This is a genomic window from Pectobacterium carotovorum (assembly GCF_033898505.1).
Taxonomy (GTDB): Bacteria; Pseudomonadota; Gammaproteobacteria; order Enterobacterales; family Enterobacteriaceae; genus Pectobacterium; species Pectobacterium carotovorum_J.
Genome location: NZ_JAXAFK010000001.1, coordinates 2,659,307 through 2,685,691, shown reverse-complemented (window position 1 = coordinate 2,685,691; position 26,385 = coordinate 2,659,307). Strand labels below are relative to the sequence as shown.

The following is a 26,385-nucleotide window of genomic DNA, read 5'->3' as shown; positions in this document are numbered from 1 at the left end:
ATACTACCCATGCCTACGGTGTAGACACCGTTGCGCCTGTGGCGTCGATTACTATCGATGATGTGACGTCGGATAACGTCATCAACGCGGCTGAATCCGGTCAGACCATTGCGGTGACGGGTAAAGTTGATAACGACGTGAAAGCGGGTGATGCGGTGACCGTTAAGGTCGGTACCGAGACCTACCAGACGACGGTGAATGCGGATGGCAAAACCTGGAGTGTGAATGTTCCCGGTTCAGTCTTAGCCGCCAACGGTGATATCTCCGCGACGGTGACGACGCGCGATGCAGCAGGCAATGTCACCACTGCCGATACTACCCATGCCTACGGTGTAGACACCGTTGCGCCTGTGGCGTCGATTACTATCGATGATGTGACGTCGGATAACGTCATCAACGCGGCTGAATCCGGTCAGACCATTGCGGTGACGGGTAAAGTCGATAACGACGTCAAAGCGGGCGATGCGGTTACGGTGAAAGTCGGTACCGAGACCTACCAGACGACAGTGAATGCCGATGGCAAAACCTGGAGCGTCAACGTTCCCGGTTCAGTGCTGGCAGCGAATGGGGATGTGAGCGCGACGGTCACCACGCGTGATACCGCAGGTAATGTCACCACCGCTAACACGACTCATGCTTATGGCGTGGATACGGTTGCGCCAACGGCATCGATATCTATCGATAACGTCACGTCCGATAACGTCATCAATGCGGCTGAATCCGGCCAGACCATAGCCGTCACCGGTAAAGTCGATAACGATGTGAAAGCCGGTGATGCGGTTACGGTGAAAGTCGGTACCGAGACCTACCAGACGACGGTGAATGCCGATGGCAAAACCTGGAGCGTCAATGTGCCGGGGTCGGTACTGGTCGCCAATGGCGATGTGAGTGCGACGGTCACCACGCGCGATGCGGCAGGCAATGTCACGACCGCCGATACGACTCATGCCTACGGTGTAAACACCGTTGCGCCAACGGCATCGATTTCTATCGACAATGTCACCAGCGATAACGTCATCAATGCCAGTGAATCCGGCCAGACCATTGCGGTCACCGGTAAAGTCGATAACGATGTGAAAGCCGGCGATGCGGTTACCGTTAAAATCGGGACCGAGACCTACCAGACCACCGTGAATGCCGACGGCAAAACCTGGAGTGTCAACGTACCGGGGTCGGTACTGGCCGCCAATGGCGATGTGAGTGCGACGGTCACCACGCGCGATGCGGCAGGCAACGTCACTACAGCCGATACTACTCATGCCTACGGTGTAGACACCGTTGCGCCTGTGGCATCGATATCTATCGACAATGTCACCAGCGATAACGTGATTAACGCGACCGAGTCCGGGCAGACCATAGCCGTCACCGGTAAAGTCGATAACGACGTGAAAGCCGGGGATGCAGTTACCGTTAAAGTGGGCACCGAGACCTACCAGACCATCGTCAATGCGGACGGCAAGACCTGGAGCGTCAACGTTCCCGGTTCAGTCTTAGCCACCAATAGTGACATCTCTGCGACGGTGACCACGCGCGATGCGGCAGGCAACGTCACGACTGTGAATGCCAGCCACGCTTACGGTGTCGATACGGTTGCGCCAACGGCATCGATTACTATCGATAACGTCACGTCCGATAACGTCATCAATGCCGCCGAATCCGGGCAGACCATTGCTGTCACCGGTAAGGTCGATAACGACGTGAAAGCGGGTGATGCGGTTACGGTGAAAGTCGGGACCGAGACCTACCAGACCACCGTCAATGCCGACGGTAAAACCTGGAGCGTGAATGTTCCCGGTTCGGTGTTAGCCACCAACAGTGATGTGAGCGCGACGGTCACCACGCGTGATAACGCAGGCAATGTCACTACCGCCAATACTACTCATGCCTACGGTGTAGACACCGTCGCACCAACCGCATCGATTACTATCGATAACGTCACGTCCGATAACGTCATCAATGCGGCTGAATCCGGCCAGACGATAGCCGTGACGGGTAAAGTCGATAACGACGTGAAAGCGGGCGATGCGGTTACGGTAAAAGTCGGCACCGAGACTTATCAGACCACGGTGAATGCGGACGGCAAAACCTGGAGCGTGAACGTTCCCGGTTCCGTACTGGCCGCCAACGGTGATATCAATGCCACGGTCACTACACGTGATGCCGCGGGCAACGTTACGACGGCCAACACCAGCCACGCTTACGGTGTAGACACCGTTGCGCCTGTGGCGTCGATCGCTATCGACGATGTCACATCCGATAACGTCATCAATGCGGCCGAGTCCGGCCAGACCATTGCGGTGACCGGTAAAGTCGATAATGACGTGAAAGCGGGCGATGCGGTTACGGTGAAAGTCGGTACCGAGACCTACCAGACCACGGTGAATGCCGATGGTAAAACCTGGAGCGTCAATGTTCCCGGTTCGGTATTAGCTGCCAATGGTGATATCTCCGCCACGGTGACGACGCGCGATCCAGCAGGTAACGTCACTATCGCCGATACGACTCATGCCTATGGTGTAGACACGGTTGCACCAACTGCATCGATTACTATCGACAGTGTCACCAGCGATAACGTGATTAACGCGGCTGAATCCGGGCAGACGATAGCCGTGACGGGTAAAGTCGATAACGACGTGAAAGCCGGTGATGCGGTTACGGTAAAAGTCGGCACCGAGACCTACCAGACGACCGTCAATGCGGATGGCAAAACCTGGAGCGTGAATGTTCCGGGGTCGGTACTGGCGGCCAATAGTGATGTGAGTGCTACCGTCACCACGCGCGATGCGGCAGGCAATGTCACCACAGCCAACACCAGCCACGCTTACGGTGTAGACACCGTTGCACCAATCGCGTCGATTACTATCGATAACGTCACCAGCGATAACGTGATTAACGCCAGTGAGTCCGGCCAGACCATAGCCGTCACCGGTAAAGTCGATAACGACGTCAAAGCGGGCGATGCGGTTACGGTAAAAGTCGGCACCGAGACTTATCAGACGACGGTGAATGCGGATGGTAAAACCTGGAGCGTGAATGTGCCGGGCGCCGTACTGGCAGCCAATGGCGATATCTCCGCGACGGTCACCACACGCGATCCAGCAGGCAACGTCACTACCGCCGATACTACTCATGCCTACGGTGTAGACACCGTTGCGCCAACCGCCTCGATTACTATCGACGATGTGACGTCGGATAACGTCATCAATGCGGCCGAATCCGGGCAGACCATTGCAGTGACGGGTAAAGTCGATAACGACGTGAAAGCCGGCGATGCGGTTACGGTGAAAGTCGGGACCGAGACCTACCAGACGACGGTGAATGCGGATGGCAAAACCTGGAGTGTCAACGTTCCCGGTTCAGTGCTGGCTGCCAACAGTGATGTGAGCGCTACCGTCACCACGCGCGATGCGGCAGGCAACGTCACCACGGCGAATACCCATCATGCCTACGGTGTCGACACGATCGCACCAGAAATTGATATTACGAATTTCGCCGGTAACGATGGGTATGTCAGCCAGAGTGAGTCGAAAAATACGGTAATCAGCGGTACCAGCAACGAGAAGACGGTCAATCTGGTCTTTACCGATGTGAATGGTAAGTCGGTTACGCTGCATGACGTGCCTGTGACGAATGGTAAATGGCAGGCGAATGTCGATCTGAGTACGTTAGCGGAAGGCAAGATTACCGCTGGCGCGACGGCGACCGATGCGGCAGGCAATCAGGCACATGATAACAGCCAGGCGATCATGGATATTACGCCGCCAGCTGCACACGACAATACGGTTTCTGGCATGGAAGACACGCCGCTCCATATTGGCTGGAGCGATCTGGGCGTATCGAGCGATACCACAAGCATCGTGATTTCGTCTTTACCGCCAGCCAGCGCGGGTACACTCTATTTTAACGATAGCGGGAGTTGGAAAGCGGTCACGGTTGGGCAAACCTTTACTGCTGGCAACACCGATCTGCGCTTTACGCCAGTGGGCAATCTCTCTGGCGCATCGCTGGGTGATATTGGTTATCGGCCCGTTGATGTCGCGGGTAACACCGGCGATAAAGCCGCGCTGCACATTGGCATAACGCCAGTAGCCGATGCGCCAGTAGTGAGCCTGAGCATCACCAGTGGCGCGACAACGCCGACCTCTTCGGAAATTATTAAGGTCAATGGCGGTAGTGCCAACGGCGGCTTCGACGTACAAAATGGGAAAATTGTTGCCGTAGGCAACGGTGTCCGCGTTTGGCTGACCGAGGGGGATCCGGTACCTACGGTGGTCGGCAATGGCAAGGTAGCGTACTACAGTCAGGGTAATACCAGCGGCGATGGCAGCTACAGCGATATCTTCGTTGTGCATTCCAACAGTGGGTATTTCTATCGACAGAGTGACTGGCCGGCCGATCGTAAGGATCATCGCGATCTGGATTCGTTTAACGGTAACCGGACGAATAACGGCAGCAGCGCGCATTCTGACTACGTGTTCGTTATGAAAGAGACGGGTTACACCTATAACGCAACCTATAGTACGAACAACAATCAGGATACGTCGGTTAACACGCTGGACGGACTGAAAGTTAACTATACCGATGGCAGCGGCAAGTCAGGCTCGTTTACCTCGCAGGTTAGCAACAATATTGAAGGCGTGATCTATAGCGACGGTACGACATACACCCCGGGCACCAATAGTGCGACGGTGGAAAAAGTGCCCGGCCAGGCAGGCACACAGACGCATACGCTTGATGTCTCGGCAGCCTTGACCGATCGCGACGGCAGTGAAACCCTGTCAGGGATTACGCTCACGGGGATCCCAAAAGGAACGGTGCTGACCGACCACATTAACAACGTGAAGTATACCGTTGGTGACGATGGATCGTATCTCATCAAGAACGCCAGCAATGCCCAGACGCTGGCTGGCAAGATTACGCTCGAAGTGCCAGTCGATGCGGGCAAATTCAACGTAGTGGCGCAGGCGACATCGACAGAAATTGCCAACCATGATACGGCGACAGGCTACTCTGCCGGAGGCGTTGAGCAGTATGGGATGAGCGTCGGTACGATAGGCGATGACAACATGTCCGGCACGCATAGCCACGATGTGATGGTCGCGGATGTTTCCGGTTTGCAGATCATAGAAGGCAAGAATTACAACATTGCCTTTATGGTCGATTCATCCGGCAGTATGTCGTCAACGGATATCGAGAATACGCGTACATCGTTGAGCAACGTGTTCAAAAGCCTGATCAATAGTGCTAGCGGCGTGAATTCCGGTACGGTAAACGTTTTTCTGGCTGACTTTGATACGCAGGTGGGGAAAACCATTTCTGTGAATCTGAACGACGCCAGCGCCCTGAATAAGCTGACTGCCGTATTGAATTCAATGGTTGGCGGATCGGAGAAAGGCGGTGGAACCAACTATGAAGACGTGTTCAAGACGACGGCTAACTGGTTTCAAAGCGATGTGGTGAAAAAGAATGTGGGTAATAACCTGACGTATTTCATTACCGACGGTGAGCCAACGTTCTATCAGAAGAATGAAGCCGATGTCGTGAAAGTGAGTGACTGGAACCAAACGCTGAATATCGATAGCTTCGCCTACAAGCCAGGGCAGTCCTACTCTATGGATGTTCGCGGTGCGGTACGTGAAGTGATTGATAGCAAAGGGAACGTCTATCAATATGCGTGGAGTGATAAGAGCAATCAAGTCACGGGTACAGTGATTGGACAAGTACACGCGCAGGGGGACGGAACGTATGAAATCTCCTCTTTGGGCGGCGTGGGTAATAACAGCAGCTACTGGGCGCAGGACTACCGCGGCAACTGGTACTGGGTTGATAATTCAGGCAACCGCGATGTCAGCAACACCAATGCGGCTCAGGCTTTCAGTTTGCTGAAGAAGCAGTCGACCATTGAAGCGATCGGTATTGGGGCTGATTTAAATGGCGATACGCTGAAGCGCTATGACACCGACGGCGTGGTTCAGGATCATATTGACCCTGCTAACCTTAATAAAGCGATTCTGGGCAGCAGTGAGTCAATACATGCAGGCAATGACCAACTGAATGGTGGGTTGGGGAATGACATTCTGTTCGGCGATGTGGTGTCGTTTCCTAATATCGACGGCAACGGTATCACCGCTTTGCAGAACTACATCGGCAAGCAGTTAGGTATGCAAACCGGCGTCCCGACGGCGAAAGAGATGCATAGCTATATTGCCACGCACAGCGCGGAGTTTGATCTGTCGTCGGCGAAAGATGGCAACGACACACTCAACGGTGGAGCGGGGAATGACATTCTTTTCGGTCAGGGTGGAAATGACACGCTGATCGGCGGAGAAGGTAATGACCTGCTCTACGGCGGTGCGGGAGATGACATTCTGATCGGTGGGCCAGGGGGCGATACGCTTATCGGCGGCGCGGGTGCTGATATCTTTAAGTGGCAGGCTGGTGATATCGGTAACGATGTGATCAAAGACTTTAACGCCAAAGAGGGCGACCGGATTGATCTCAGCGATCTGGTGGGCGAACTGGAGGAAGGAACCGATATTAGTCGCTATATTCGTATCACCGACAATCATGGTTCACCGACGATTGAGGTTAGCACGGCGGGGAACTTTACGGCGGATAAAGGCGGAACGGTTGCAGTGTCGATTACGTTGGAACACTATAACGGTGCATTGCCGTCGCTTGAAAGTCTGGTCAGCAAGCCAGAACAGTCTAGCTGACGAAAAGGGGGAGCCTGCCCGGCTCCTTTCTTTATCAAAAACTTAAAAGGTCTCCGAGAATGTTTTATATCCAGCGCGACAGTGATGGCCACTTGATGAAGGTAGAAAAGAGTCCTTTTCCTGAAATGAATGGCGAGTTGCCGGATGATTCACGCGAGGCGCAGGCCTGGTTTCGCAGCCATCAGGCGGCGATGTCCAGTTTGCAGCAGCTACGGCAAAGCGATCTGGAAATGGTGCGCGTGCTGGAGGATTTAATTCAGGTGTTGATTCAGAAAGGTGTGGTCAGCATTACCGATTTCCCTCAGGCGGCACAGCTGAAGTTAATCAACCGTGCGCAGGCGCGTGAAGCGCTGAATGGCGGATTGAACAAGCTGATTGGTGACGACGAAGAGACCATGTTTTGAAGAAATAATGTTTTTTAAGAAATAATGTCTTAGCGTTCTGTTCAGGTATTTCCGGCTTCTCCATATCGTAGCGAGAAGCCGGGGTCGTTAATACACCGTTAACCCAAACGAGGTGGCATCAGACTCTGACCGCTGGCACCGGTTCACCCAGCAACCGTCCCATCGCGCCCTGTAATCCCATCTCCTGAAGCACTTTCAGCTCACCTGCGGTTTCAACACGTTCGGCGATAAGCGGCAGGGCAATACTGTTGGTGGCGCGATACAACGCTTCGATAAACATTTGCTTATCGTCTTCCTGATCGATATTACGGATGTAGCTGCCATCGACTTTCAGATAAGCCAGCCCCCATTGGGACAAGTTGCCGATCATATTAAAGCGCCCGCCAAAATGCTGTAGCCCCAGCGCACAGCCATGTTCATTCAATAGCTTGATTAAGGCTTCCAGTTTGGCGCTGTCTGGCAGTTGGTTTTCATCCAGCTCCAGAATCAGTCGGCTGGCGACATCCGGCTGATGTTTTAGCGGAGCAAGCAGATCGGCGAGCAGATGAAGATTCAGGACGGTAGTGCCGGACAGGCTCAGCGCCAGATTGCCGTCGTGCTGGCGAAGGTAGTCCAGCACTTCGCGCAGCATCGTCTGGTCCAGACGCGTATCCCAGCCGAAGCGCTGGATCCACGGCAGGAAACGGCCCGCGGCGATACTGTTTCCTTGTTCATCCTGAATACGAGCCAGCACCTTGTGATGCAGCACCTGACTGGGGTCGTCACACGCTACGACGGGTTGCAGGAAAAGCTGCAAACGTTCCTGTTCAAGGATAGGGTCGAGCAGGTTAAACCATCTATGGCGATCGGTTTCGACCTGTTCGGCACTGACGGACGGAATCTCGTGAGGGGCGCTGGTATCGGTATTGCTTTCGGCTCTCGTGAGCGCCTGATCGCCCTGGATAAACAGCGATTGTGCGGTGTCGCCGGGGCGGAAAGGCACCATGCCGAATTGGGCGACAGGGGAAACGTCGGTTTCGCCTGTCAGATGCAACGTTTCGATATTACGCGTTAGTTCGCCAATCAGCGCATAGGCTTCTTTATCGACCAGCCCCGGGCAGAACAGCGCAAATTCCCCCCCACGGATACGTGCCAGAAGACTTTCCGCATTGGTATGCTGCTTTTGCGTGTTACGCAGAATATGCCCGACAGAGGCTAGCAGCGCATCGGTACGCTGGCCGCCCAGCCTCTGGTTCATCCCCGCCAGATCCTGAACGCGAATCATAATAAGGAAGCCGGGTGCCGTTTCCTCATCAGCCAGCTTATCGTTGAACTGCATGTCAAACGCGCGCCGATTATTTAATCCGGTTTGTGGATCCTGATAGGCTTCCTGACGTAAGCGCTCGCTTCGTTCTGCCTCTTCTTCAAACAGCGTCTTGAGCTTGCTGACCATCAGATTCATCGCCTGTGCGACGCGACGGAATTCCGGCGTATTGGGTAAATCCGGCTGGCTAAGGAATTCACGGCGGGTAATCGCCAGCGACTGATCGACGATATAATCGAGCGGACGTAGCTGGCGGCGCAGGAACAGCGCGCCGATAAACACGCCCAGCGTGCCACAGCCGAGCAGCCACAGGAAAGATGCTGTACTACTGCGCCACAGGCGGGTCACCGCGAACATCGGGTGGCTGATGACTTCAACTTTTGCCGCCTGTTCCCAGCCGCGCATCACGATGGCTTCGCCTGCACCGGGTTGCAGGTTCACTAACCGGACAAACCAGGCCGGTACGTCAGGGATATCCGGCGAAGCGGTACGCTCCAGCGTGACGTTGCCGGTTTTTAAATCTCGCACGCGAATACTGGAAAAATAGCCGCTGTCGAAAATCGAGCTGACCATCAGTTCCACCATTGCAGGGTCATCGATATTCGGCGTAAGGGAAAGCCCAAGCGCGGTGGCGGCATCCTGCGCGTGAGAGTGAAGCTGGTTATTGTACTGTTCACGCGAATTTTCCAGGCTGACGAAAAAGCTCCCGCTGAAAATAATTAGCACAAACAGGCAGATGGCTATCAGTAATTGTTTGTATAGAGACATAGCCTACCCTTACTCCTCAATTGAAAACCCTTCGGCACGCATTTTGGTTAATACATCCTGCCAGCGTGAAAGTCGTTTACTGTCACCTACGCGTTTGTTGCTGCCGCTGGCTCCGGGCAGCCAGAGCCCACCGCCATTAAAGGCGTACACCGGAACTAAATCATTGCGCTCTGTCGCCGGTTGGATCTTGTCAGTCAGATTATCCAACACCAGTGGAATTGAGGTGGGCGTGGGATAATAGGTAACCACCATATGCGCCTTATTCAGACGCAGGGCTTTAACATAGGTAATACGCAATTTATCCGCCGGGACGCCTAAATGGCGCAGCGTAAAATACTTGGCGAGCGCATAATCTTCACAGTCCCCAGCACCTTTACGCAGTGCCTCAATCGGGGTTGCCCAATAATCTTCCTGATTCCAGACGACGATATCATCGCGAAACAGCATACGGTCATTGAAGAATTGGTTCACGCTGCTCAGCAGCGCCTTTTCCTCTTTATTACGGGAATTGACCAGTAGCGTCTGCCATTCATCTATTCGGCGGCGAGCATCGGGCGTTGCCGGGCCATAAAGCTGCTCGGTTCGCTGATTAATGGTAATAAAATCCCAGTCTGCACGTAGGGAACCCGCCAGCAGAAACAGCAGACAGCTAATAAAGAAGAGCTTGTAACTGGAGAGTCTGAACCCGGGGAGCCGCACTGAGGTTTCTCTGTTTACCTTGCGAGATAAATATGGAGAGTGAATTCGATGCAGAATAGCGTACTTTCAAAGCTCCCAAAAGCATATATACCCTAAATAATTCGAGTTTCAGGACAACACGTTAACGTTTTGAACAACGCGAAGCGTTAGCCCTTTAGGGCGATGCCACGACGGGCCGAGTATTTGAATGCAGCCAACGCACATGCAACTTGAAGTATGACGGGTATAGTGGTGACAATGGTTGTTTGTCATGAGCGTGTAAAACGCTGACACAAAGCATGGGGTAGCGGAATGCGTTCAGATGTGATGGATGGCGAGAATCTTAATTTAGGGAAGCTGGTTTCCGAAACAAGAAATCCGGCAACGATGGCCTTGGATCAGCTCTCTACGCTGGAGATGATGCATGCGTTTAATCAGGAAGACCGGAAAGTGCCTGAAGCGATTGCGCAGGTTTTGCCCGCCATTGCCGAGGCTGTCGATCTGGCGACGGCATCACTGAAAGAAGGTGGGCGGCTAATCTATCTGGGTGCGGGGACCAGCGGCCGTTTGGGCGTGCTGGATGCCTCGGAATGTCCGCCGACGTTTGGCGTACCGCACGGGCTGGTTATTGGCCTGATCGCGGGTGGACCGGGCGCGCTGCTGAAAGCGGTTGAAGGTGCGGAAGACGATCCCGCACTCGGTGAAGCGGATTTGAAAGCGCTGGATTTAACCGCTGCGGATATGGTGATTGGCCTTGCGGCATCAGGGCGGACGCCGTATGTGATTGGCGCGCTGCGCTATGCGCGTGGCGTAGGTTGCCGGACGGCGGCGATTTCCTGCAATCCACATTCGCCTATCGCACAGGAGGCACAGGTGGCGATTTCTCCGGTGGTTGGCCCGGAAGCGTTAACGGGCTCGACGCGGCTGAAATCAGGAACCGCGCAAAAACTCATCCTGAATATGATTTCTACCGGCGTAATGGTTAAGCTGGGGAAGGTGTACCAGAATTTGATGGTTGATGTGAAGGCAACCAACGTGAAACTGTTGGACCGGGCTTGCCGCATTGTTGTTGAAGCGACGGGGGCCGAGCGGGAAAGGGCGCGGCAGGCGCTGGTGCAGGCGGATAATGAAGTGAAGCCTGCGATTCTGATGCTTCTGGCGAATATTGATGTGGAAGCGGCGCGTGAGCGCCTGAAACAGCACAACGGTTATCTGCGTGAGGCGCTGATTGACGGATAAGATTATTTTGGTGTCGGTTCTATCTTGAGGTAAATCGGGAGAAACGTTTTGAGTGATAAGCGAGAGCAACGCATTGTTTTTTTTGATCTGGATGGCACGTTGCATCAGCAGGACATGTTTGGCAGCTTTTTGCGCTTTTTACTTCGCCGGTTGCCGTTAAATCTGGTTCTGGTTATCCCGCTATTACCTATTATTGGTCTGGGATTATTGATTCGCGGTCGCGCGGCGCGGCGGCCGATGAGCTGGCTGCTGTGGGCGATTACGTTTGGGCGTGATGAAGATGAGCTGGTTCAGTTGGAAAAGCAGTTTGTCTGCGAGTTTCGCGATGATGTCATCCCGTTTCCGCAGGTTCAGCAGCGGCTGAAAACCTATCTTGAAGACAGCGATGCGCAGGTCTGGCTAGTGACCGGATCGCCGCAGCGGCTGGTGGAACAGGTCTATTACGATTCACCTTTCCTACCCGGCGTGCGCCTGATGGGGAGCCAGATTACGCGTCGCTACGGCGGTTGGGTATTGACGTTGCGCTGTCTGGGGCATGAAAAAGTCGTTCAGATGGAACAGCGGCTGGGCGCGCCGCTTAAACTTTACAGCGGCTACAGCGATAGCAAACAAGACAATCCGCTGCTCTATTTCTGCGAACACCGCTGGCGCGTCACCCCCGAAGGTAGCCTGCAACAGCTCGAATGATTTTTTCATCCTTTCATCTGATTTTTCATCTCTTCATATAGATATAATGCGCCGCCAAAATGTGAATTGTTGAATGAGGAAATGTGAGTAACGTGAGTAACGATGAATACTGGATGCGCCATGCATTAACGCTGGCTCAGCGCGCTCAGGATGAAGGCGAAGTGCCGGTTGGCGCGGTGCTGGTGCTGGATAACGAAGCGATCGGCGAAGGGTGGAATCGGCCGATAGGGCATCACGATCCTACCGCGCACGCTGAGATTATGGCGCTGCGGCAGGGGGGGAAAGTGTTGCAGAACTATCGCCTGCTGGACACAACGCTGTATGTCACGCTGGAACCCTGCATTATGTGCGCAGGTGCGATGATACACAGCCGGATTGGCCGTCTGGTTTACGGTGCGTCAGATGAGAAAACGGGGGCGGCGGGGTCGCTGGTGGATATTCTGCGCCACCCCGGCATGAATCATCAGATTATGATTGAATCCGGTATTCTGGCTGATGAATGTTCTGCCACGCTCAGCGCCTTCTTTCGCCTGCGCCGTGAACAGCATAAAGCCCGTCGGGCGGCAGAAAAAAACGAGAAAAACGCCGCGCAGGAATAGCGTAACGCCGATCTTTTAGAACCGAGATACACGGAGCTACCACGGGGCGAGGTGTCCCTGCGGGAACCTCATCCCGTGTCTCTCCTAAAATGAGGCTGACGTGACCAGCACGAGTCCAGGAATCGCAGCGTTTTTGCTTTCTCTATGTAGTCTTATTCCGGTACCTTGCTGACAGGCACGGCCGGATAGCCTTGTGCGATCTGGGTCTGCTGCTGCGCTTTCGCTTCTTTTTCTATCAGGTAACCTTCCAGACTCACCATATAACGCCGAATGTTTTCCACGTAGTTATAGGCTTCATGTCCGCGCGCGTAGCCGTAGGTGGTTTGAGTGTAGTAGCGCTTTTGGCTCAGCATCGGCAGGCGCATTTTCACATCGACCCAGCTGTCGGGGTTACCTTTCTGTTTTTCAGTCAATTTACGCGCGTCAAGCAGATGGGCGTACCCCATGTTGTAGGACGCCAGCGCAAACCAGATTTTTTCATCTTCCGGGATGGTGTCCGGCATTTTCTGCATCATATGCGACATATATTGCGCGCCGCCGCGAATACTTTGCTCGGGGTCGACCCGATCGGTGACGTTCAGGCTTTCTGCGGTATTGCGCGTGAGCATCATCAGCCCGCGCACGCCAGTAGGAGAGGTCGCCAGCGGGTTCCAGTGTGACTCCTGATAGGAGATGGCGGCCAGGAGCTTCCAGTCGATATCGGTGGCGTATTTTTCAAACAGCGGGCGCAGATCCGGCAGCGTGTCATCAATTGCACTCAGGAACGTGGTGGTATCGACATAGTCAAACTCGCCAACGTGACCAAGATATTTCTCTTCCAGACGCGCAAGCGTGCCGTCTTCGACAATTTGGCTGAAGAAATCCAGCAGCGCGGCAGACAGGCTGTCATCGTGCGAACGACGCATATACCAGGTGACGGGTTCTTCGTCGCTGAGATCGAAGGCGACGGCGAGCTGCGGATGAATACGCTGCATCAAGCCAATGGTAACCGAATCACCCAGCGTGTAGTCCAGCTTGCCGTCGGCAACCTGCTTCAGTAACTCCTGCGTGCTCTGGTCAGAGGCGGATTCCCAACTGAGCTGCGGGTATTTCTCTGCTTTTAGATCGCGCAGGGTCGCCGCGTGCGCGGAACCGGATGTAACGACGAGCCTGCCTTGCAGCTTGTCCAGCGTTTTCGGACGAGGCGATCCAAGGCGGTAGACCATCTGTTGTGAAATGGAATAGTAGGTTGGGCCGGCACGGAAGCGTTCCAGACGTTCATGATTATAAATCAGTCCGGCAGCCAGCAGGTCTGCATCGTCACCGTCCAGATCGTCAAACAGTTCGTCAAGGTTCTTACGTGACGAGACCACCAGCTTGACGCCGAGGTAATCGGCGAAACGTTTTGCCAGTTCATAATCCAGACCTGTCGGGGATCCGTTGCTCATTGCATAAGTCAGCGGTGAATTGACGGTGCTAATACGCAACTCACCGCGTGAGAGGATCTGCCTGAGCTGAACATCCTGGCTGCTGCGCCAGGGAATGCTAGGCCATAGCGCTAACGCCAGCAGTAACGTGATAATCCCGATGAAAAAATAATTTAATTTTAAAGGCTTCAAATAGTTATCTCTCGGCGGCCGTGTGGCCTGTCTGTCTGTAACGGCAGTTTTTTTATACGTCATTTCCCAGAGTGGGGGCATTTTGCTTAACAAACCGCCAGTGTGCAACTTTTATTGATTTGGTCACCGATTAATCATTCTCCCGATGCGATATGAAATTATCGCCACGCAAACGGTTTCGTCCAGGGGAAGGATTCTCTATAATGTGCGCGTTTCCCCCCTGTTGTGCCCAATGGCTGCATCGCAGCCAGTGCATCGAAGACGAGAGAACTTTAGATTATGGAAATACTGCGTGGTTCACCTGCTTTATCGGCTTTTCGTATTAATAAATTGCTGGTCCGCTGCAAAGAGCACGTTTTGCCGGTTAGCGATATCTATGCTGAATACGTACATTTCGCCGATGTCAGCGCCCCGCTGAACACCGATGAACAGGCCAAACTGACACGTTTGCTGAAGTATGGTCCTTCTCTCGCGGAGCACGAGCCGCAAGGCCATCTGTTACTGGTCACGCCGCGTCCTGGCACGATTTCACCGTGGTCTTCCAAAGCAACGGATATCGCCCATAACTGTGGATTAAGCAAAGTACTGCGTCTGGAACGCGGTCTGGCTTTCTATATTCATGCACCTACGCTGAGTGATGAGCAGTGGCAGCAACTGGGGGCATTGCTGCATGACCGGATGATGGAAAGCGTATTTAGCGACCTGAAACAGGCCGAAGCGCTGTTCTCCCATCATCAGCCTGCACCTTTCAAACGCATCGAAATTCTGCTGCAAGGGCGTCAGGCGCTGGAAGAAGCGAACGTCCGTCTGGGACTGGCATTGGCGGAAGATGAAATTGATTATCTGCTGGAAGCCTTCACCAAATTGGGCCGCAATCCTAACGATATCGAACTGTATATGTTCGCGCAGGCGAACTCTGAACACTGTCGCCACAAGATTTTTAACGCTGATTGGGTGATCGACGGCGTCGCTCAGCCGAAGTCACTGTTCAAAATGATTAAAAACACCTTTGAACACACGCCCGATCACGTTCTCTCTGCCTATAAAGATAACGCCGCCGTCATGGAAGGCTCTGCTGTCGGCCGTTTCTACACCGATGCCAACGGGCAATATGCTTACCACCAGGAAGATGCGCATATCCTGATGAAGGTTGAAACGCATAACCACCCAACCGCGATTTCGCCATGGCCGGGCGCAGCAACAGGATCCGGCGGTGAAATTCGTGATGAAGGCGCAACAGGCCGTGGCTCCAAGCCGAAAGCGGGGCTGGTGGGCTTCTCCGTATCGAACCTGCGTATTCCTGGCTTTATTCAGCCGTGGGAAGAGGAAGAGTTCGGCAAGCCAGAGCGTATTGTCAGCGCGCTGGATATCATGACCGAAGGCCCATTGGGCGGCGCGGCATTTAACAACGAATTTGGACGTCCTGCACTGACGGGTTATTTCCGTACTTATGAAGAACGCGTCGATAGCCACAATGGCACAGAACTGCGCGGCTACCACAAACCAATCATGCTGGCGGGCGGTATTGGCAACATCCGCGCCGATCACGTCAAGAAAGGTGAAATTAGCGTCGGTGCCAAGCTGATTGTACTGGGCGGACCGTCCATGAATATCGGTCTTGGCGGCGGTGCAGCTTCTTCTATGGCATCGGGTCAGTCTGATGCGGATCTGGATTTTGCTTCTGTACAGCGCGATAACCCGGAAATGGAGCGCCGCTGTCAGGAAGTGATCGATCGCTGCTGGCAATTGGGTGAAGCCAACCCGATCCTGTTCATTCACGATGTCGGTGCGGGTGGCTTGTCCAACGCGATGCCGGAGCTGGTGAGCGACGGTGGCCGCGGTGGTCGCTTTGAGCTGCGCGATATTCTGAACGACGAGCCGGGCATGAGCCCGCTGGAAGTCTGGTGTAATGAATCGCAGGAGCGCTATGTTCTGGCCGTTGCGCCAGAACAGCTGGCACAGTTTGATGAAATTTGCCGTCGTGAACGCGCACCTTATGCGGTGATTGGCGAGGCGACGGAAGAACTGCATCTGACGATGAACGATCGTCACTTTAACAACAAACCTATCGATTTGCCGCTGGATGTGTTGCTGGGTAAAACGCCGAAAATGCTGCGTGACGTTGAGCGCAAGCAGGTTGAAGGCACACCGCTACAGCGCGATGAAATCTATCTGGCCGAAGCGGTTGAGCGCGTGCTGCACTTGCCTGTGGTGGCAGAAAAAACCTTCCTGATCACGATCGGCGACCGCTCTGTTACCGGCATGGTAGCGCGCGATCAGATGGTTGGCCCGTGGCAGGTACCGGTGGCTGACTGTGCGGTGACTACCGCCAGCCTTGACAGCTATTACGGCGAGGCAATGTCTATCGGTGAACGTGGCCCAGTGGCGCTGCGTAACTTCGCGGCCTCCGCGCGTTTGGCCGTAGGTGAAGCGCTGACGAACATTGCGGCTACGCACATTGGTCCGCTTACTCGTGTGAAGCTGTCTGCGAACTGGATGGCGGCAGCGGGACACCCAGGTGAAGATGCCGGACTGTATGAAGCGGTGAAAGCCGTGGGGGAAGAGCTTTGTCCAGCGCTGGGCCTGACGATCCCGGTGGGTAAAGATTCCATGTCGATGAAAACCCGCTGGCAGGAAGAGGGCGAAGATCGTGCAGTAACCTCGCCGATGTCGCTGGTGATCTCTGCGTTTGCCCGTGTGGAAGACGTGCGTAATACGGTAACGCCACAGCTGCGTATCGGACAGGATAATGCCCTGTTGTTGATCGATCTGGGTGCAGGCAATAAAGCGCTGGGCGCAACGGCGCTGGCGCAGGTTTATCGTCAGTTGGGCCGTAAGACGGCAGATGTGCATAGTCCAGAACAACTGGCTGGCTTCTTTAATGCCATGCAGCAATTGGTTGCGGATAAAGCGCTTCTGGCCTACCACGACCGTTCAGACGGCGGCCTGCTGGTTACGCTGGCAGAGATGGCGTTTGCTGGCCACTGCGGTGTGACTGTCGATATCGCCTCTCAGGGCGAAGATACGCTGGCGACGCTGTTTAACGAAGAGCTTGGTGCTGTTATTCAGATTCCTGCTGCACGCCGTGCCGAAGTGGAAGCCGTTCTGGCGCTGCATGGTTTGGCGGACTGCGTGCATTACCTCGGTCACGCTGAAGAAGGAACGCGTTTCACCATCAATAAGGGTGCAGAAGCGGTCTATCAGGAAAGCCGTTCAACGCTGCGTCGCTGGTGGGCAGAAACCAGCTGGCAGATGCAGCGCCTGCGTGATAACCCGCAGTGTGCCGATCAGGAACATATCGCCAGACAGGATGATAACGATCCCGGTTTGAACGTGTCGCTGACCTTCAATCCACAGGAAGATATTGCTGCACCTTATATCGCTAAGAATGTCCGCCCTAAAGTGGCTGTCCTGCGTGAGCAGGGTGTGAACTCTCATGTAGAAATGGCGGCGGCATTCCACCGCGCTGGCTTTGATGCCATTGACATCCACATGAGCGACCTGCTGGCGAATCGCCGTAATTTGCAGGATTTCCAGGCGCTGGTTGCCTGCGGTGGCTTCTCTTACGGTGACGTGCTGGGGGCGGGAGAAGGCTGGGCTAAATCCATTCTGTTCAACTCTCGCGTGCGTGATGAATTCGCGGAATTCTTCCTGCGTCCGCATACGCTGGCACTAGGCGTATGTAACGGGTGCCAGATGATGTCTAACCTGCGTGAACTGATTCCAGGTGCTGACCTCTGGCCGCGTTTTGTTCGCAATAAATCCGATCGCTTTGAAGCACGCTTCAGTCTGGTCGAAGTGGAGAAAAGCCCGTCGCTGTTCATGAATGACATGGCTGGTTCGCGCATGCCAATTGCCGTTTCACACGGTGAAGGTCAGGTTGAAGTCCGTGACGGCGCGCATTTGGCGGCGATTGAAGAACACGGTCTGGTAGCGCTGCGTTATATCAACCACTACGGTCAGGTAACCGAGAACTATCCGGCTAACCCGAATGGTTCACCAAACGGTATTACGGCGGTCACCAGCACCAGCGGTCGGGCAACCGTCATGATGCCGCACCCTGAGCGTGTGTTCCGTACCGTCAGTAACTCCTGGCATCCGGAAGAGTGGGGCGAGGATGGTCCGTGGATGCGTATGTTCCGCAATGCTCGCAGACAGCTGGGCTAAGTTAACATCCGTCAGAGAAAGGGGCTTCGGCCCCTTTTTTACGACCATTTTCTTCGTTTGTCGTTTTTTTGCGACGAACAGGTTTTTTATTGTCTCTAATTGGTGACATTTAACTAATTGATTTATATGAGTGGCATGGCGTTGTTATAAAGCTGTCTGCTTTTAGCGACATAAATCGCTTCTTTCGCGCGTATTTTCGTTATTGGCATTCCGGGTAATGAATTTCTCGATGAAAAATAAAATAAAAGTTATTTATAATCAGTATATTAGATTTATTTTTTTGGTGTTGGCATGGTAAGTGCAAGGTAACTCGTGTTGCTCATTCAACTGGTTATGATTGCGTTGCTGACTGGCAAATATTTTCGCTCATAACATCTGGAATGATGCCAAAAGAAAGGGTGCCTATCGTCCACCAGACCGATAATCGGGCGTGAAAACGAACGTTATCAAGCATCGGGCGACACGTTGAGTGAGGCACCGCCTATTCAGTTACGCGGCCAGAGGGAGCGATTCTTCTGGCCGCGTGACGTTTTACTCCCCGTCACCTCTCCTCCAGAGAATCCAATCCCCCTTGATTGCTTTTTACGACGTTACATTGGCATTCATGCCGTATTGCGAAGCGTTGCGCATGTCACAAGGGAAAACGTTGAACTTTTATAAGACTCGGTTAGCATCAATGCGGATTCGATAGGTAACGAGATGATTTCTTTGAAACGATGGCGTTTATTCCCGCGTTCCCTGCGGCAATTAGTAATTATGGCGTTCTTGTTGGTGCTGCTGCCGCTGTTGGTGCTGGCCTATCAGGCATACCAAAGCCTGAACATGCTGAGCGAACAGGCTGCCGATATCAACCGGACAACGTTGGCGGATGCCCGCCGCAGTGAGTCGATGACCAGCGTGGCGCTGGCAATGGAGCGTAGCTACCGGCAGTACTGCGTACTGGACGATCAAACGCTGGCAACGCTCTACCAGAACCAGCGTAAACAGTATTCGCAAATGCTGGACTCCCACGCGCAGGTGCTGCCCGATCCCCGCTATTACCAGACGCTGCGTCAGCTTCTTACTCAGCTCAGTGAAATTCGCTGCCATAACAGCGGCCCGGAACAAACCGCATCGAGTCTGTTGGAAGGGTTCTCTCGCGCCAACGGACAGATGGTGCAGGTGACGCGTGACGTTGTTTTCTCTCGCGGGCAACAGCTCCAGCAGGCTATTTCCGAACGCGGCCAGTTCTTTGGCTGGCAGGCGCTGCTCTTGTTTCTGGTCAGCGTGCTGCTGGTGGTTCTCTTTACACGGATGATTATCGGTCCGGTTAATGGCGTAGAGCGGATGATCAACCGCCTTGGTGAAGGTCGATCGCTGGGGAACACCAGCACCTTCAAAGGCCCGCGGGAGATCCGGACGCTGGCGCAGCGTATTATCTGGCTAAGCGAGCGTCTGTCGTGGCTGGAGTCGCAGCGACATGAATTCTTACGCCATATTTCTCATGAACTCAAGACGCCGCTGGCGAGCCTGCGGGAAGGTACTGAACTGCTGGCCGATGAGGTGGTTGGCCCACTGACTGCCGACCAGAAAGAGGTCGTCGCTATTCTCGATAGCAGCAGCCGCCACCTGCTACAGCTGATCGATCAACTGCTGGACTACAATCGCAAACTGGCGGATACGCCGACCGAGTTGGAGCGTGTTGAAATCGAAGAGATCGTCGATATTGTCGTGTCGTCCCACAGCCTACCCGCCCGCGCCAAAATGATTCATACCGATGTGACGCTGGCCGTTGGGCATTGCTGGGCGGAGACGACGTTGTTGATGCGAGTGATTGATAATCTCTATTCCAATGCGGTGCACTACGGTAAGGAATCCGGTAACATTTGGATTTATAGCCGTCAGATTGGCAATCGCGTTCAGATCGATGTCGCCAACAATGGTACGCCTATTCCCGATGCAGAACGGAGCATGATTTTTGAGCCTTTTTATCAGGGAAGCCACCAGCGCCGCGGTGCGGTTAAAGGAAGCGGGTTGGGGCTGAGCATTGCGCGTGATTGCATTCGTCGTATGCGTGGTGAGCTTAGCCTGATTACCGTGGACTATGCTGATGTGTGTTTCCGCATTGAACTGCCCTTATTGCCCGATAACGAATAGTCCGATAATGAATAAAGCCCGAGAATGAATAGATAATGAATGCATGGTTTATGAAGGGATGGCTTACGAATAGCGTATTTTCCCGTCTTTTGAAGGCGACGCTCATGTCGTCGCCACTCGTTTTAGCGGCGTGTAATAGCCATGTGAACAATGGCATTGCGCTGCTGGAAACAGAAGCGACCCCGCCAAAAGAGCAGGTTGCGGATTTCCGTATCGCGCAATGTGAGCACCTGTGGCAGATAGACGATCGTGAATCCATGAATAACGCCCTTTACTGGTTGCGGGCGATGGACTGTGCCGGGCGTTTGACGCAATTCCAGGCCCGTGAGGAAGCCGGACAGGTTGCAGGGGATAGTTGGGATAGCGCGTTTAAGCAGGGCATTCTGCTGGATAACGCCGGTATTACTCAGGTCGAACGGCGTCAGGTGCTGGAACAAATCAATTTATACCGTCTGGCTTTCCCTGCGGCGCTGCGTCCGCTGATGCAAACCTGGCGTGACAGGCAAACGCTGTTTTTGGCGCTATCGGACGAACGCCTGCGCTATAAGCGTTTACAGGAATCCAGCGACAAACAGCTAGACGCCCTGCGCGTTCAGCAAAATCACCTGCAATACCAGTTAGAAACGACCACGCAAAAACTGGAAAACCTGACGGATATTGAACGTCAGCTGTCGTCGCGTAAGCAACTGTCGGGAGAAATGCCGGATAACGATACCGATCGCCGTGGCGGTGCGGGGATAAATAGAGACGGTTCGCGTAATTCGGCAACGAAATCCAGAAGTGAACCAGTGGATGCGGATGACACCTATACGCCGCCGATGGAATCGCATACGGACAAACCGACGACGAAGAAGGAGTCAACAAGACAATGACAGCCCGAAAAACGGCGAATTTATTGCTCGTGGATGATGACCCCAGTCTGCTGAAGCTATTGGGCATGCGCCTGACCAGCGAAGGATTTAGCGTGATGACGGCGGAGAGCGGCCAGGAGGCGCTGCGGCTGTTAACGCGTGAGACGTTCGATTTGGTGATCAGCGATCTTCGTATGGACGAGATGGATGGCATGGCGCTGTTTTCCGAAATTCAGCGCTATCAGCCGGGGATGCCGGTGATCATTTTAACCGCTCACGGTTCGATTCCCGATGCCGTCGCTGCCACGCAGCAGGGGGTATTTAGCTTCCTGACGAAGCCTGTTGACCGTGATGCGCTCTACAAAGCGATAGATGAAGCACTGGCGCTGTCTGCGCCGGCGGGCGATGAAAGCTGGCGTGAAACCATCGTGACGCGCAGCCCGATTATGTTACGACTGCTGGAACAGGCCAGAATGGTCGCACAGTCGGACGTCAGCGTGTTGATTAATGGTCAGAGCGGAACCGGGAAAGAGGTGCTGGCTCAGGCCATTCATGCGGCCAGCCCGCGTGCGAAGAAGGCGTTTATTGCCATTAACTGCGGCGCGCTGCCGGAACCGTTGCTGGAATCTGAGTTGTTCGGTCATGCAAAAGGCGCTTTTACCGGCGCGGTGAGCAGTCGTGAGGGGCTTTTTCAGGCGGCGGAAGGTGGTACGCTGTTTTTAGACGAAATCGGCGATATGCCGCTGTCTTTACAGGTTAAACTGCTACGCGTTCTGCAGGAGCGAAAAGTCCGCCCGCTGGGTAGCAACCGCGATCTGGACATCGACGTGCGGATTATTTCCGCCACGCACCGGGACTTGCCTAAGGCGATGGCGAAAAACGAATTCCGCGAAGATCTGTATTATCGACTCAACGTGGTGAATATGAAGCTGCCCGCGCTGCATGAACGTGCCGAGGATATCCCACTGCTGGCAAATCACCTGCTGCGTGAATCCGCCAATCGCCACAAGCCTTTTGTGCGCACCTTCTCAACCGATGCGATGAAGCGCTTGATGACGGCAAGCTGGCCGGGTAACGTGCGTCAACTGGTGAATGTCATTGAACAGTGTGTGGCGCTCACCAGCGCACCGGTCATCAGCGATGCGTTGGTTGAACAGGCGCTGGAAGGGGAGAACACGGCGCTGCCAACGTTTGTTGAAGCACGCCATCAGTTTGAACTTAACTATCTGCGAAAGTTATTACAGATCGCAAAAGGCAACGTGACGCAGGCTGCGCGAATGGCCGGGCGTAACCGAACGGAATTTTATAAACTGTTGGGCCGCCATGAGCTGGATGCCAACGATTTTAAAGATTAGCGTTAGAGAGCGGGCAGCACGCCTATATACCCTAAATAATTCGAGTTGCGTGACAAAACATTATCGTTTTGAACAACGCAAAGCGTTGGCCCGCTAGGGCGAGGCCCATTTATGGCCTTGTAACGCGGCAACCGAGCGAATCCCCAGGAGCTTACTCAGGTAAGTGACTGGGGTGAGTAAGGGCGGCCAACGCACAAGCAGCTTGAAGTATGACTGGTATAGATTGTACGCCTGAGTTCTGACATGCTGTTCACTCGCTGATGCTCGGCTTTGGCCGCAACATAGATAACACAAAGGTTCCTCCATGAAGAAAATTGATGCGATTATTAAGCCGTTCAAACTGGACGATGTGCGTGAAGCGTTAGCTGAAGTGGGCATCACAGGGATGACGGTAACGGAAGTTAAAGGTTTTGGTCGTCAGAAAGGCCACACCGAGCTGTATCGCGGCGCAGAATACATGGTCGATTTTCTGCCAAAAGTAAAAATCGAAATTGTCGTGTCCGATGATATCGTCGATACCTGTGTAGAAACTATCACGCAGACTGCACAGACGGGTAAAATCGGCGACGGCAAAATCTTTGTCTTTGATGTGGCGCGCGTTGTCCGTATTCGTACCGGCGAAGAGGACGAGGAAGCGATTTAATCGTCTCGCCTCGCGTTGTTCCGTTTTAGAAGCCAGCCTGATGAGGGCTGGCTTCGTCACATTTACGTCTACTTCTACTTCTACTTCCCTTTAGGCGCGGTAGGAACCCAGCCAGCCAACACCTTGTCTGCGGTGTATTCTGCTGCTTCCGCATCGCTTAACTGACGGCGCTGATCGTTTTTCTCTGCTCCTTTACCGCTGGATTTGTACTCGAAAAAGCGTGAGTCCTGCGGGTGGAACCAGATTTTCTCACCTTGTTTATCTTTGCCGGACATTTTGTCCCAGCCATAGATGTGGTCGTCCATGCTGGTGTTCAGGAAGACGGTCTGGCCGATCGCGTTAGGATCGGCATAGCGGCCATCCTCAAAGGTGGTTGTTGGGTGCCACGGGCGACCCAATCCATAGCTTTTCGCCGGAACGTCTTTCTCTTTGGTCACTCGACTATTGATAATGACCAAACCATATTTTTGCTTAATGTCGGTGCTGGGGGCGGTGAGGTAGCCAATCGGCTGATCTTTCACGTCGGTACGGTTACGCGCGACGATGTCGCAATCGTCAAACAGTGCAGTGCCGTTGCCAAAGATGAAATCAACGGTGCCGCTGATACGGCATTGCGAGAAGAAGCTGCGCCCACCTTTTACATATAACGTGTCCTGATAGCCCGTCAGACTGACATCATGGAACCACGCCCGATCGCTATTTTCAGCAACCAGCAGCGCAACGGCCTGCGAGTCTTTTAACTTGGTGGGGTCATCGTTGGCTTTAGCCTGATTGGCCGGGTAATCGAAATCATTGCTGATGGTCAGAGAACGGGCGCTGAAATCGGGCGCATCGACTTTCACCGTGTTACTGCCATAGGTTCCCCATTTGCTGCCATCGGGTTTGAGCATCCCGGCGGCGGTGTTCGCGGTGATTACGGTACCGTCACGGCTTTCGCCCTGTAGATGAATGTTAGGGCGCGTAATGGTCAGGCGCTCGTGGTACACGCCATTTTTCACATAGATAACAAATGGTGAGCTGTCTGCCGGGGCGCTGGCGATGGCTTCCGTGATGGTCTTGTAGGCTTTAGCGTCCCCTGCGTTGCTGGAAACCAGTGCATTATAGTCGGCTGCCTGTGCTAACGACCAGGGTGAGGAAATCAACATGGCTAAGGTCAGCGTTTTGCAGAGGTTTGAGGTTTTTATCATGTCCAGAGTCCTGTAATCGGTAAGGGAAAGGTTTGTAACGCGCGGCGATGTAACGCCGCGCGCGGTTCTGTCTTATCGTTTTGCCTGACTGATGACTACTTATGTTTGCTGACCGTTTTTTCCGCCAGCGACGCTAGCGCAGGTTCTTGCCGAATGGCGTCGGCGACAATTCCTGCCACGGCGATAGCGCCTTTTTTCTGAAAATGGGTGGTATCCGGTTTGCTCAGGCTACCCGCCTGATCGCGATAAAAAGGGTATTGCTTGGGATCGATCACCAGCCAGTACTGTTTCCAGTGATCGCTGTTGCCCTGATTCGCCAGCGCGATAGTGGCCGGCTCAACGTCCAGTAAAATCACCTTGTTATCGGCTGCCGTATTCTTGATGGTCTGGCTGTAATCGCCGATGAAAGCGTAGCCGTTCTGCGAGTTTTGCTTGGTGAAGTGGCTGTGCACAGCAGGTGTGCCCTCTTTACCTTCAGCCGTTTTCACGCGGGTGGTTGGGGTAAGCAGAACTGGCGTGAGTTTATGCTGGCGGGCAAAAGTGATGTAGCGTTCCAGCGACGTCTGGAATGACATATCGGCTTTGCCCTGCGGGGCCTGTTTTTTCCCTGCGGCATCGTTCGGGTAAGTACAGAGGTTAGCGACATCAGCCGGACCGCGCACCGCTTTCTCACCGTTGCAGTTTTGATCGTTGTGTCCCATTTGGATAAACAGGAAATCGCCTTCCTTCATCAGTGGCTGCATCTGGCGGAACCAGCCTTCGTAGAAATAGTCGCGTGAGCTACGGCCCGAACGTGCGCCATTGACGACTTTTACGCCGCTGTTTTTGCTGAACTGTTGTTCAAAAACCTGCCCCCATCCCATGCGCGGGAAACGCCCCTTTTCATAGGTCGCCGCGGTTGAGTCGCCGACGATGAAAACACGGGTTTGCGCTTTCTGGATCGCATCCAGATTTTGGCGGGCAGAGCGATAATCCAGCGGTTCATAGTCGCCTTTATCGTTCAGGCCGACAATGGGGTGGAATGCGCTATCGGTCAGCACCGTATGGCCGGAGTAGCCCGTATTGTTGTGATAGTTGCGGTTATGGTTAATGACATTGACGATTTTGGTGACCGCCTCCTGCTGAGCGGCGGGGTAGGTCAGGGGATCGAAACGTGTAGGCGCGCTGATGCCCACCTGTTTTAACGCGTCATTAAAGCCCGCATGAAAATCGGCGTAGGCTTTTTTCCATGCAGCGGCATCCAGTTTTGGTGATGCCGTGTCGTCCGTGAGCTGCTGTGGACCAATGTAACCTGCCGCTACCGCGATATCGGAGGTAATGCGGTCAGTCAGCGGGTTGATATTGGCGATATTTTCTTTACCGTCATGCAATGACGGGGCGACAGCAGACAGGCAAATGGCACGGGAAATATTATTCAGCAGGCAGTTATTGCCGCCGGATTCGATGGCTAAAAGGCGTAATGGCGGTGTGAGGCCAGAGACATCGAGGTGGTATTTTCCTTGATCGTCAGTCTGTGTCTGCCGCTTCTGGCCTTGCTGGTCTCTGATAATAATGCTGGCAGGCAGGTGGATATCCCGTACGGTGACATTGCCGGATAAACCGGTTTTCTCACCCAGCGTCGAACCCGACAGTAATTTAACGCTGTCCGGGGCGGTTGTCGGGTGTTCCGCGGCGGGAGTTTTAGCATGTACCAGTGTGAAAGGGGCGGAAAGTATCAGAGCTAAAGCTACACTTTCTGAAAAACGTTTTGCCATGGTCAGACATATCCCTTGTTGGTTAATCGAAAACGGTTAATGAACCCAAGCGTTATCAAAGGAAGGTCGCTGTTTTTTATCGTTCTTGTAACGGCCTTTAGAGAAAACGTCGGGGCTTTATTGTGCACCCAAGCCGACTCAAGGGCGATGCCTATATCCGTCATTCTTCACGTTGCACGTGCGTTAGCTGCGTGCGCTCACCCGAATCACTTACCTGAGTAAGCTCATCGGGACTCCCTCGCTTGCCGCCTTCTTGCAACTCGAATTATTTAGGCTATAAACACAGGTCCTTTTGGTGAA

15 protein-coding genes are annotated in these 26,385 nt (G+C 53.8%); 10 read left to right on the top strand and 5 right to left on the bottom strand.

The window, feature by feature from the left end; translation table 11 throughout:
• Together R9X49_RS12005 and R9X49_RS12000 are read left to right on the top strand one after the other, a co-directional pair.
• A partial coding sequence (locus R9X49_RS12005) for an Ig-like domain-containing protein (protein ID WP_319848551.1) occupies positions 1-6,716 on the top strand: 6,716 nt, incomplete at its 5' end.
• A gap of 59 nt (positions 6,717-6,775) precedes the next feature.
• Positions 6,776-7,120, top strand: a complete 345-nt coding sequence (locus R9X49_RS12000) for a hypothetical protein (protein WP_010301178.1) — start codon at positions 6,776-6,778, stop codon at positions 7,118-7,120.
• Positions 7,121-7,238: 118 nt separating this feature from the next.
• Here R9X49_RS12000 and lapD read toward each other — a convergent pair whose 3' ends face one another.
• Both lapD and lapG read right to left on the bottom strand, forming a co-directional pair.
• Positions 7,239-9,191, bottom strand: a complete 1,953-nt coding sequence (gene lapD, locus R9X49_RS11995; RefSeq protein ID WP_319848550.1) for a cyclic di-GMP receptor LapD — start codon at positions 9,189-9,191, stop codon at positions 7,239-7,241.
• 9 nt (positions 9,192-9,200) lie between these two features.
• Positions 9,201-9,890: a cysteine protease LapG gene (gene lapG, locus R9X49_RS11990; protein ID WP_319848549.1), complete on the bottom strand. Its 690-nt coding sequence runs from the start codon at positions 9,888-9,890 to the stop codon at positions 9,201-9,203.
• 291 nt (positions 9,891-10,181) lie between these two features.
• Between lapG and murQ the strand changes: the two genes are divergently transcribed.
• The 3 genes from murQ (at position 10,182) to tadA (ending at position 12,394) form a co-directional block, all read left to right on the top strand.
• Positions 10,182-11,108: an N-acetylmuramic acid 6-phosphate etherase gene (gene murQ / locus R9X49_RS11985; protein ID WP_319848548.1), complete on the top strand. Its 927-nt coding sequence runs from the start codon at positions 10,182-10,184 to the stop codon at positions 11,106-11,108.
• A gap of 48 nt (positions 11,109-11,156) precedes the next feature.
• The gene (gene yfhb, locus R9X49_RS11980; RefSeq protein WP_319848547.1) at positions 11,157-11,795 is read left to right on the top strand and encodes a phosphatidylglycerophosphatase C; all 639 of its coding nucleotides are present in this window, start codon (positions 11,157-11,159) and stop codon (positions 11,793-11,795) included.
• A gap of 83 nt (positions 11,796-11,878) precedes the next feature.
• Complete coding sequence (gene tadA / locus R9X49_RS11975) at positions 11,879-12,394, top strand: tRNA adenosine(34) deaminase TadA (protein ID WP_319848546.1); 516 nt, start codon at positions 11,879-11,881, stop codon at positions 12,392-12,394.
• Between the two features lie 152 nt (positions 12,395-12,546).
• Here the strand turns inward: tadA and mltF are convergent, their stop codons facing one another.
• A complete protein-coding gene (gene mltF / locus R9X49_RS11970) occupies positions 12,547-14,055 on the bottom strand; it encodes a membrane-bound lytic murein transglycosylase MltF (protein ID WP_319848545.1) in 1,509 nt (502 codons plus the stop codon).
• 216 nt (positions 14,056-14,271) lie between these two features.
• On the opposite strand from mltF, the gene purL reads away from it, so the two are divergent.
• The 5 genes from purL (at position 14,272) to glnB (ending at position 23,144) form a co-directional block, all read left to right on the top strand.
• Positions 14,272-18,159: a phosphoribosylformylglycinamidine synthase gene (gene purL / locus R9X49_RS11965; protein WP_319848544.1), complete on the top strand. Its 3,888-nt coding sequence runs from the start codon at positions 14,272-14,274 to the stop codon at positions 18,157-18,159.
• 699 nt (positions 18,160-18,858) lie between these two features.
• Positions 18,859-20,295, top strand: coding sequence for a HAMP domain-containing sensor histidine kinase (locus tag R9X49_RS11960; RefSeq protein ID WP_319848543.1), 1,437 nt, complete (start codon positions 18,859-18,861; stop codon positions 20,293-20,295).
• A 35-nt stretch (positions 20,296-20,330) separates the two neighbouring features.
• Positions 20,331-21,167, top strand: a complete 837-nt coding sequence (gene qseG, locus R9X49_RS11955) for a two-component system QseEF-associated lipoprotein QseG (RefSeq protein ID WP_319848542.1) — start codon at positions 20,331-20,333, stop codon at positions 21,165-21,167.
• On the top strand, positions 21,164-22,501 hold the full coding sequence (gene glrR, locus R9X49_RS11950) for a two-component system response regulator GlrR (RefSeq protein WP_319848541.1): 1,338 nt from the start codon (positions 21,164-21,166) through the stop codon (positions 22,499-22,501). Before qseG ends, glrR begins: the two co-directional genes overlap by 4 nt.
• Before the next feature lie 304 nt (positions 22,502-22,805).
• Positions 22,806-23,144, top strand: coding sequence for a nitrogen regulatory protein P-II (glnB, locus tag R9X49_RS11945; protein ID WP_005970202.1), 339 nt, complete (start codon positions 22,806-22,808; stop codon positions 23,142-23,144).
• An 80-nt stretch (positions 23,145-23,224) separates the two neighbouring features.
• Here the strand turns inward: glnB and pemA are convergent, their stop codons facing one another.
• Together pemA and paeY are read right to left on the bottom strand one after the other, a co-directional pair.
• Entirely contained in the window at positions 23,225-24,331 is a 1,107-nt protein-coding gene (gene pemA, locus R9X49_RS11940) for a pectinesterase PemA (RefSeq protein WP_319848540.1), read from the bottom strand.
• Positions 24,332-24,426: 95 nt separating this feature from the next.
• On the bottom strand, positions 24,427-26,085 hold the full coding sequence (gene paeY / locus R9X49_RS11935) for a pectin acetylesterase PaeY (RefSeq protein WP_319848539.1): 1,659 nt from the start codon (positions 26,083-26,085) through the stop codon (positions 24,427-24,429).
• Positions 26,086-26,385 lie beyond the last annotated feature (300 nt).

What these genes read in the sequence shown, in the direction of transcription:
- R9X49_RS12000 (WP_010301178.1), top strand. Translation starts at nt 6,776, where the DNA reads ATGTTTTATATCCAGCGCGACAGTGATGGCCACTTGATGAAGGTAGAA.
- lapD (WP_319848550.1), bottom strand. Translation starts at nt 9,191, where the DNA reads ATGTCTCTATACAAACAATTACTGATAGCCATCTGCCTGTTTGTGCTA.
- murQ (WP_319848548.1), top strand. Translation starts at nt 10,182, where the DNA reads ATGCGTTCAGATGTGATGGATGGCGAGAATCTTAATTTAGGGAAGCTG.
- mltF (WP_319848545.1), bottom strand. Translation starts at nt 14,055, where the DNA reads ATGACGTATAAAAAAACTGCCGTTACAGACAGACAGGCCACACGGCCG.
- purL (WP_319848544.1), top strand. Translation starts at nt 14,272, where the DNA reads ATGGAAATACTGCGTGGTTCACCTGCTTTATCGGCTTTTCGTATTAAT.
- R9X49_RS11960 (WP_319848543.1), top strand. Translation starts at nt 18,859, where the DNA reads ATGATTTCTTTGAAACGATGGCGTTTATTCCCGCGTTCCCTGCGGCAA.
- qseG (WP_319848542.1), top strand. Translation starts at nt 20,331, where the DNA reads ATGAATGCATGGTTTATGAAGGGATGGCTTACGAATAGCGTATTTTCC.
- glrR (WP_319848541.1), top strand. Translation starts at nt 21,164, where the DNA reads ATGACAGCCCGAAAAACGGCGAATTTATTGCTCGTGGATGATGACCCC.
- glnB (WP_005970202.1), top strand. Translation starts at nt 22,806, where the DNA reads ATGAAGAAAATTGATGCGATTATTAAGCCGTTCAAACTGGACGATGTG.
- pemA (WP_319848540.1), bottom strand. Translation starts at nt 24,331, where the DNA reads ATGATAAAAACCTCAAACCTCTGCAAAACGCTGACCTTAGCCATGTTG.
- paeY (WP_319848539.1), bottom strand. Translation starts at nt 26,085, where the DNA reads ATGGCAAAACGTTTTTCAGAAAGTGTAGCTTTAGCTCTGATACTTTCC.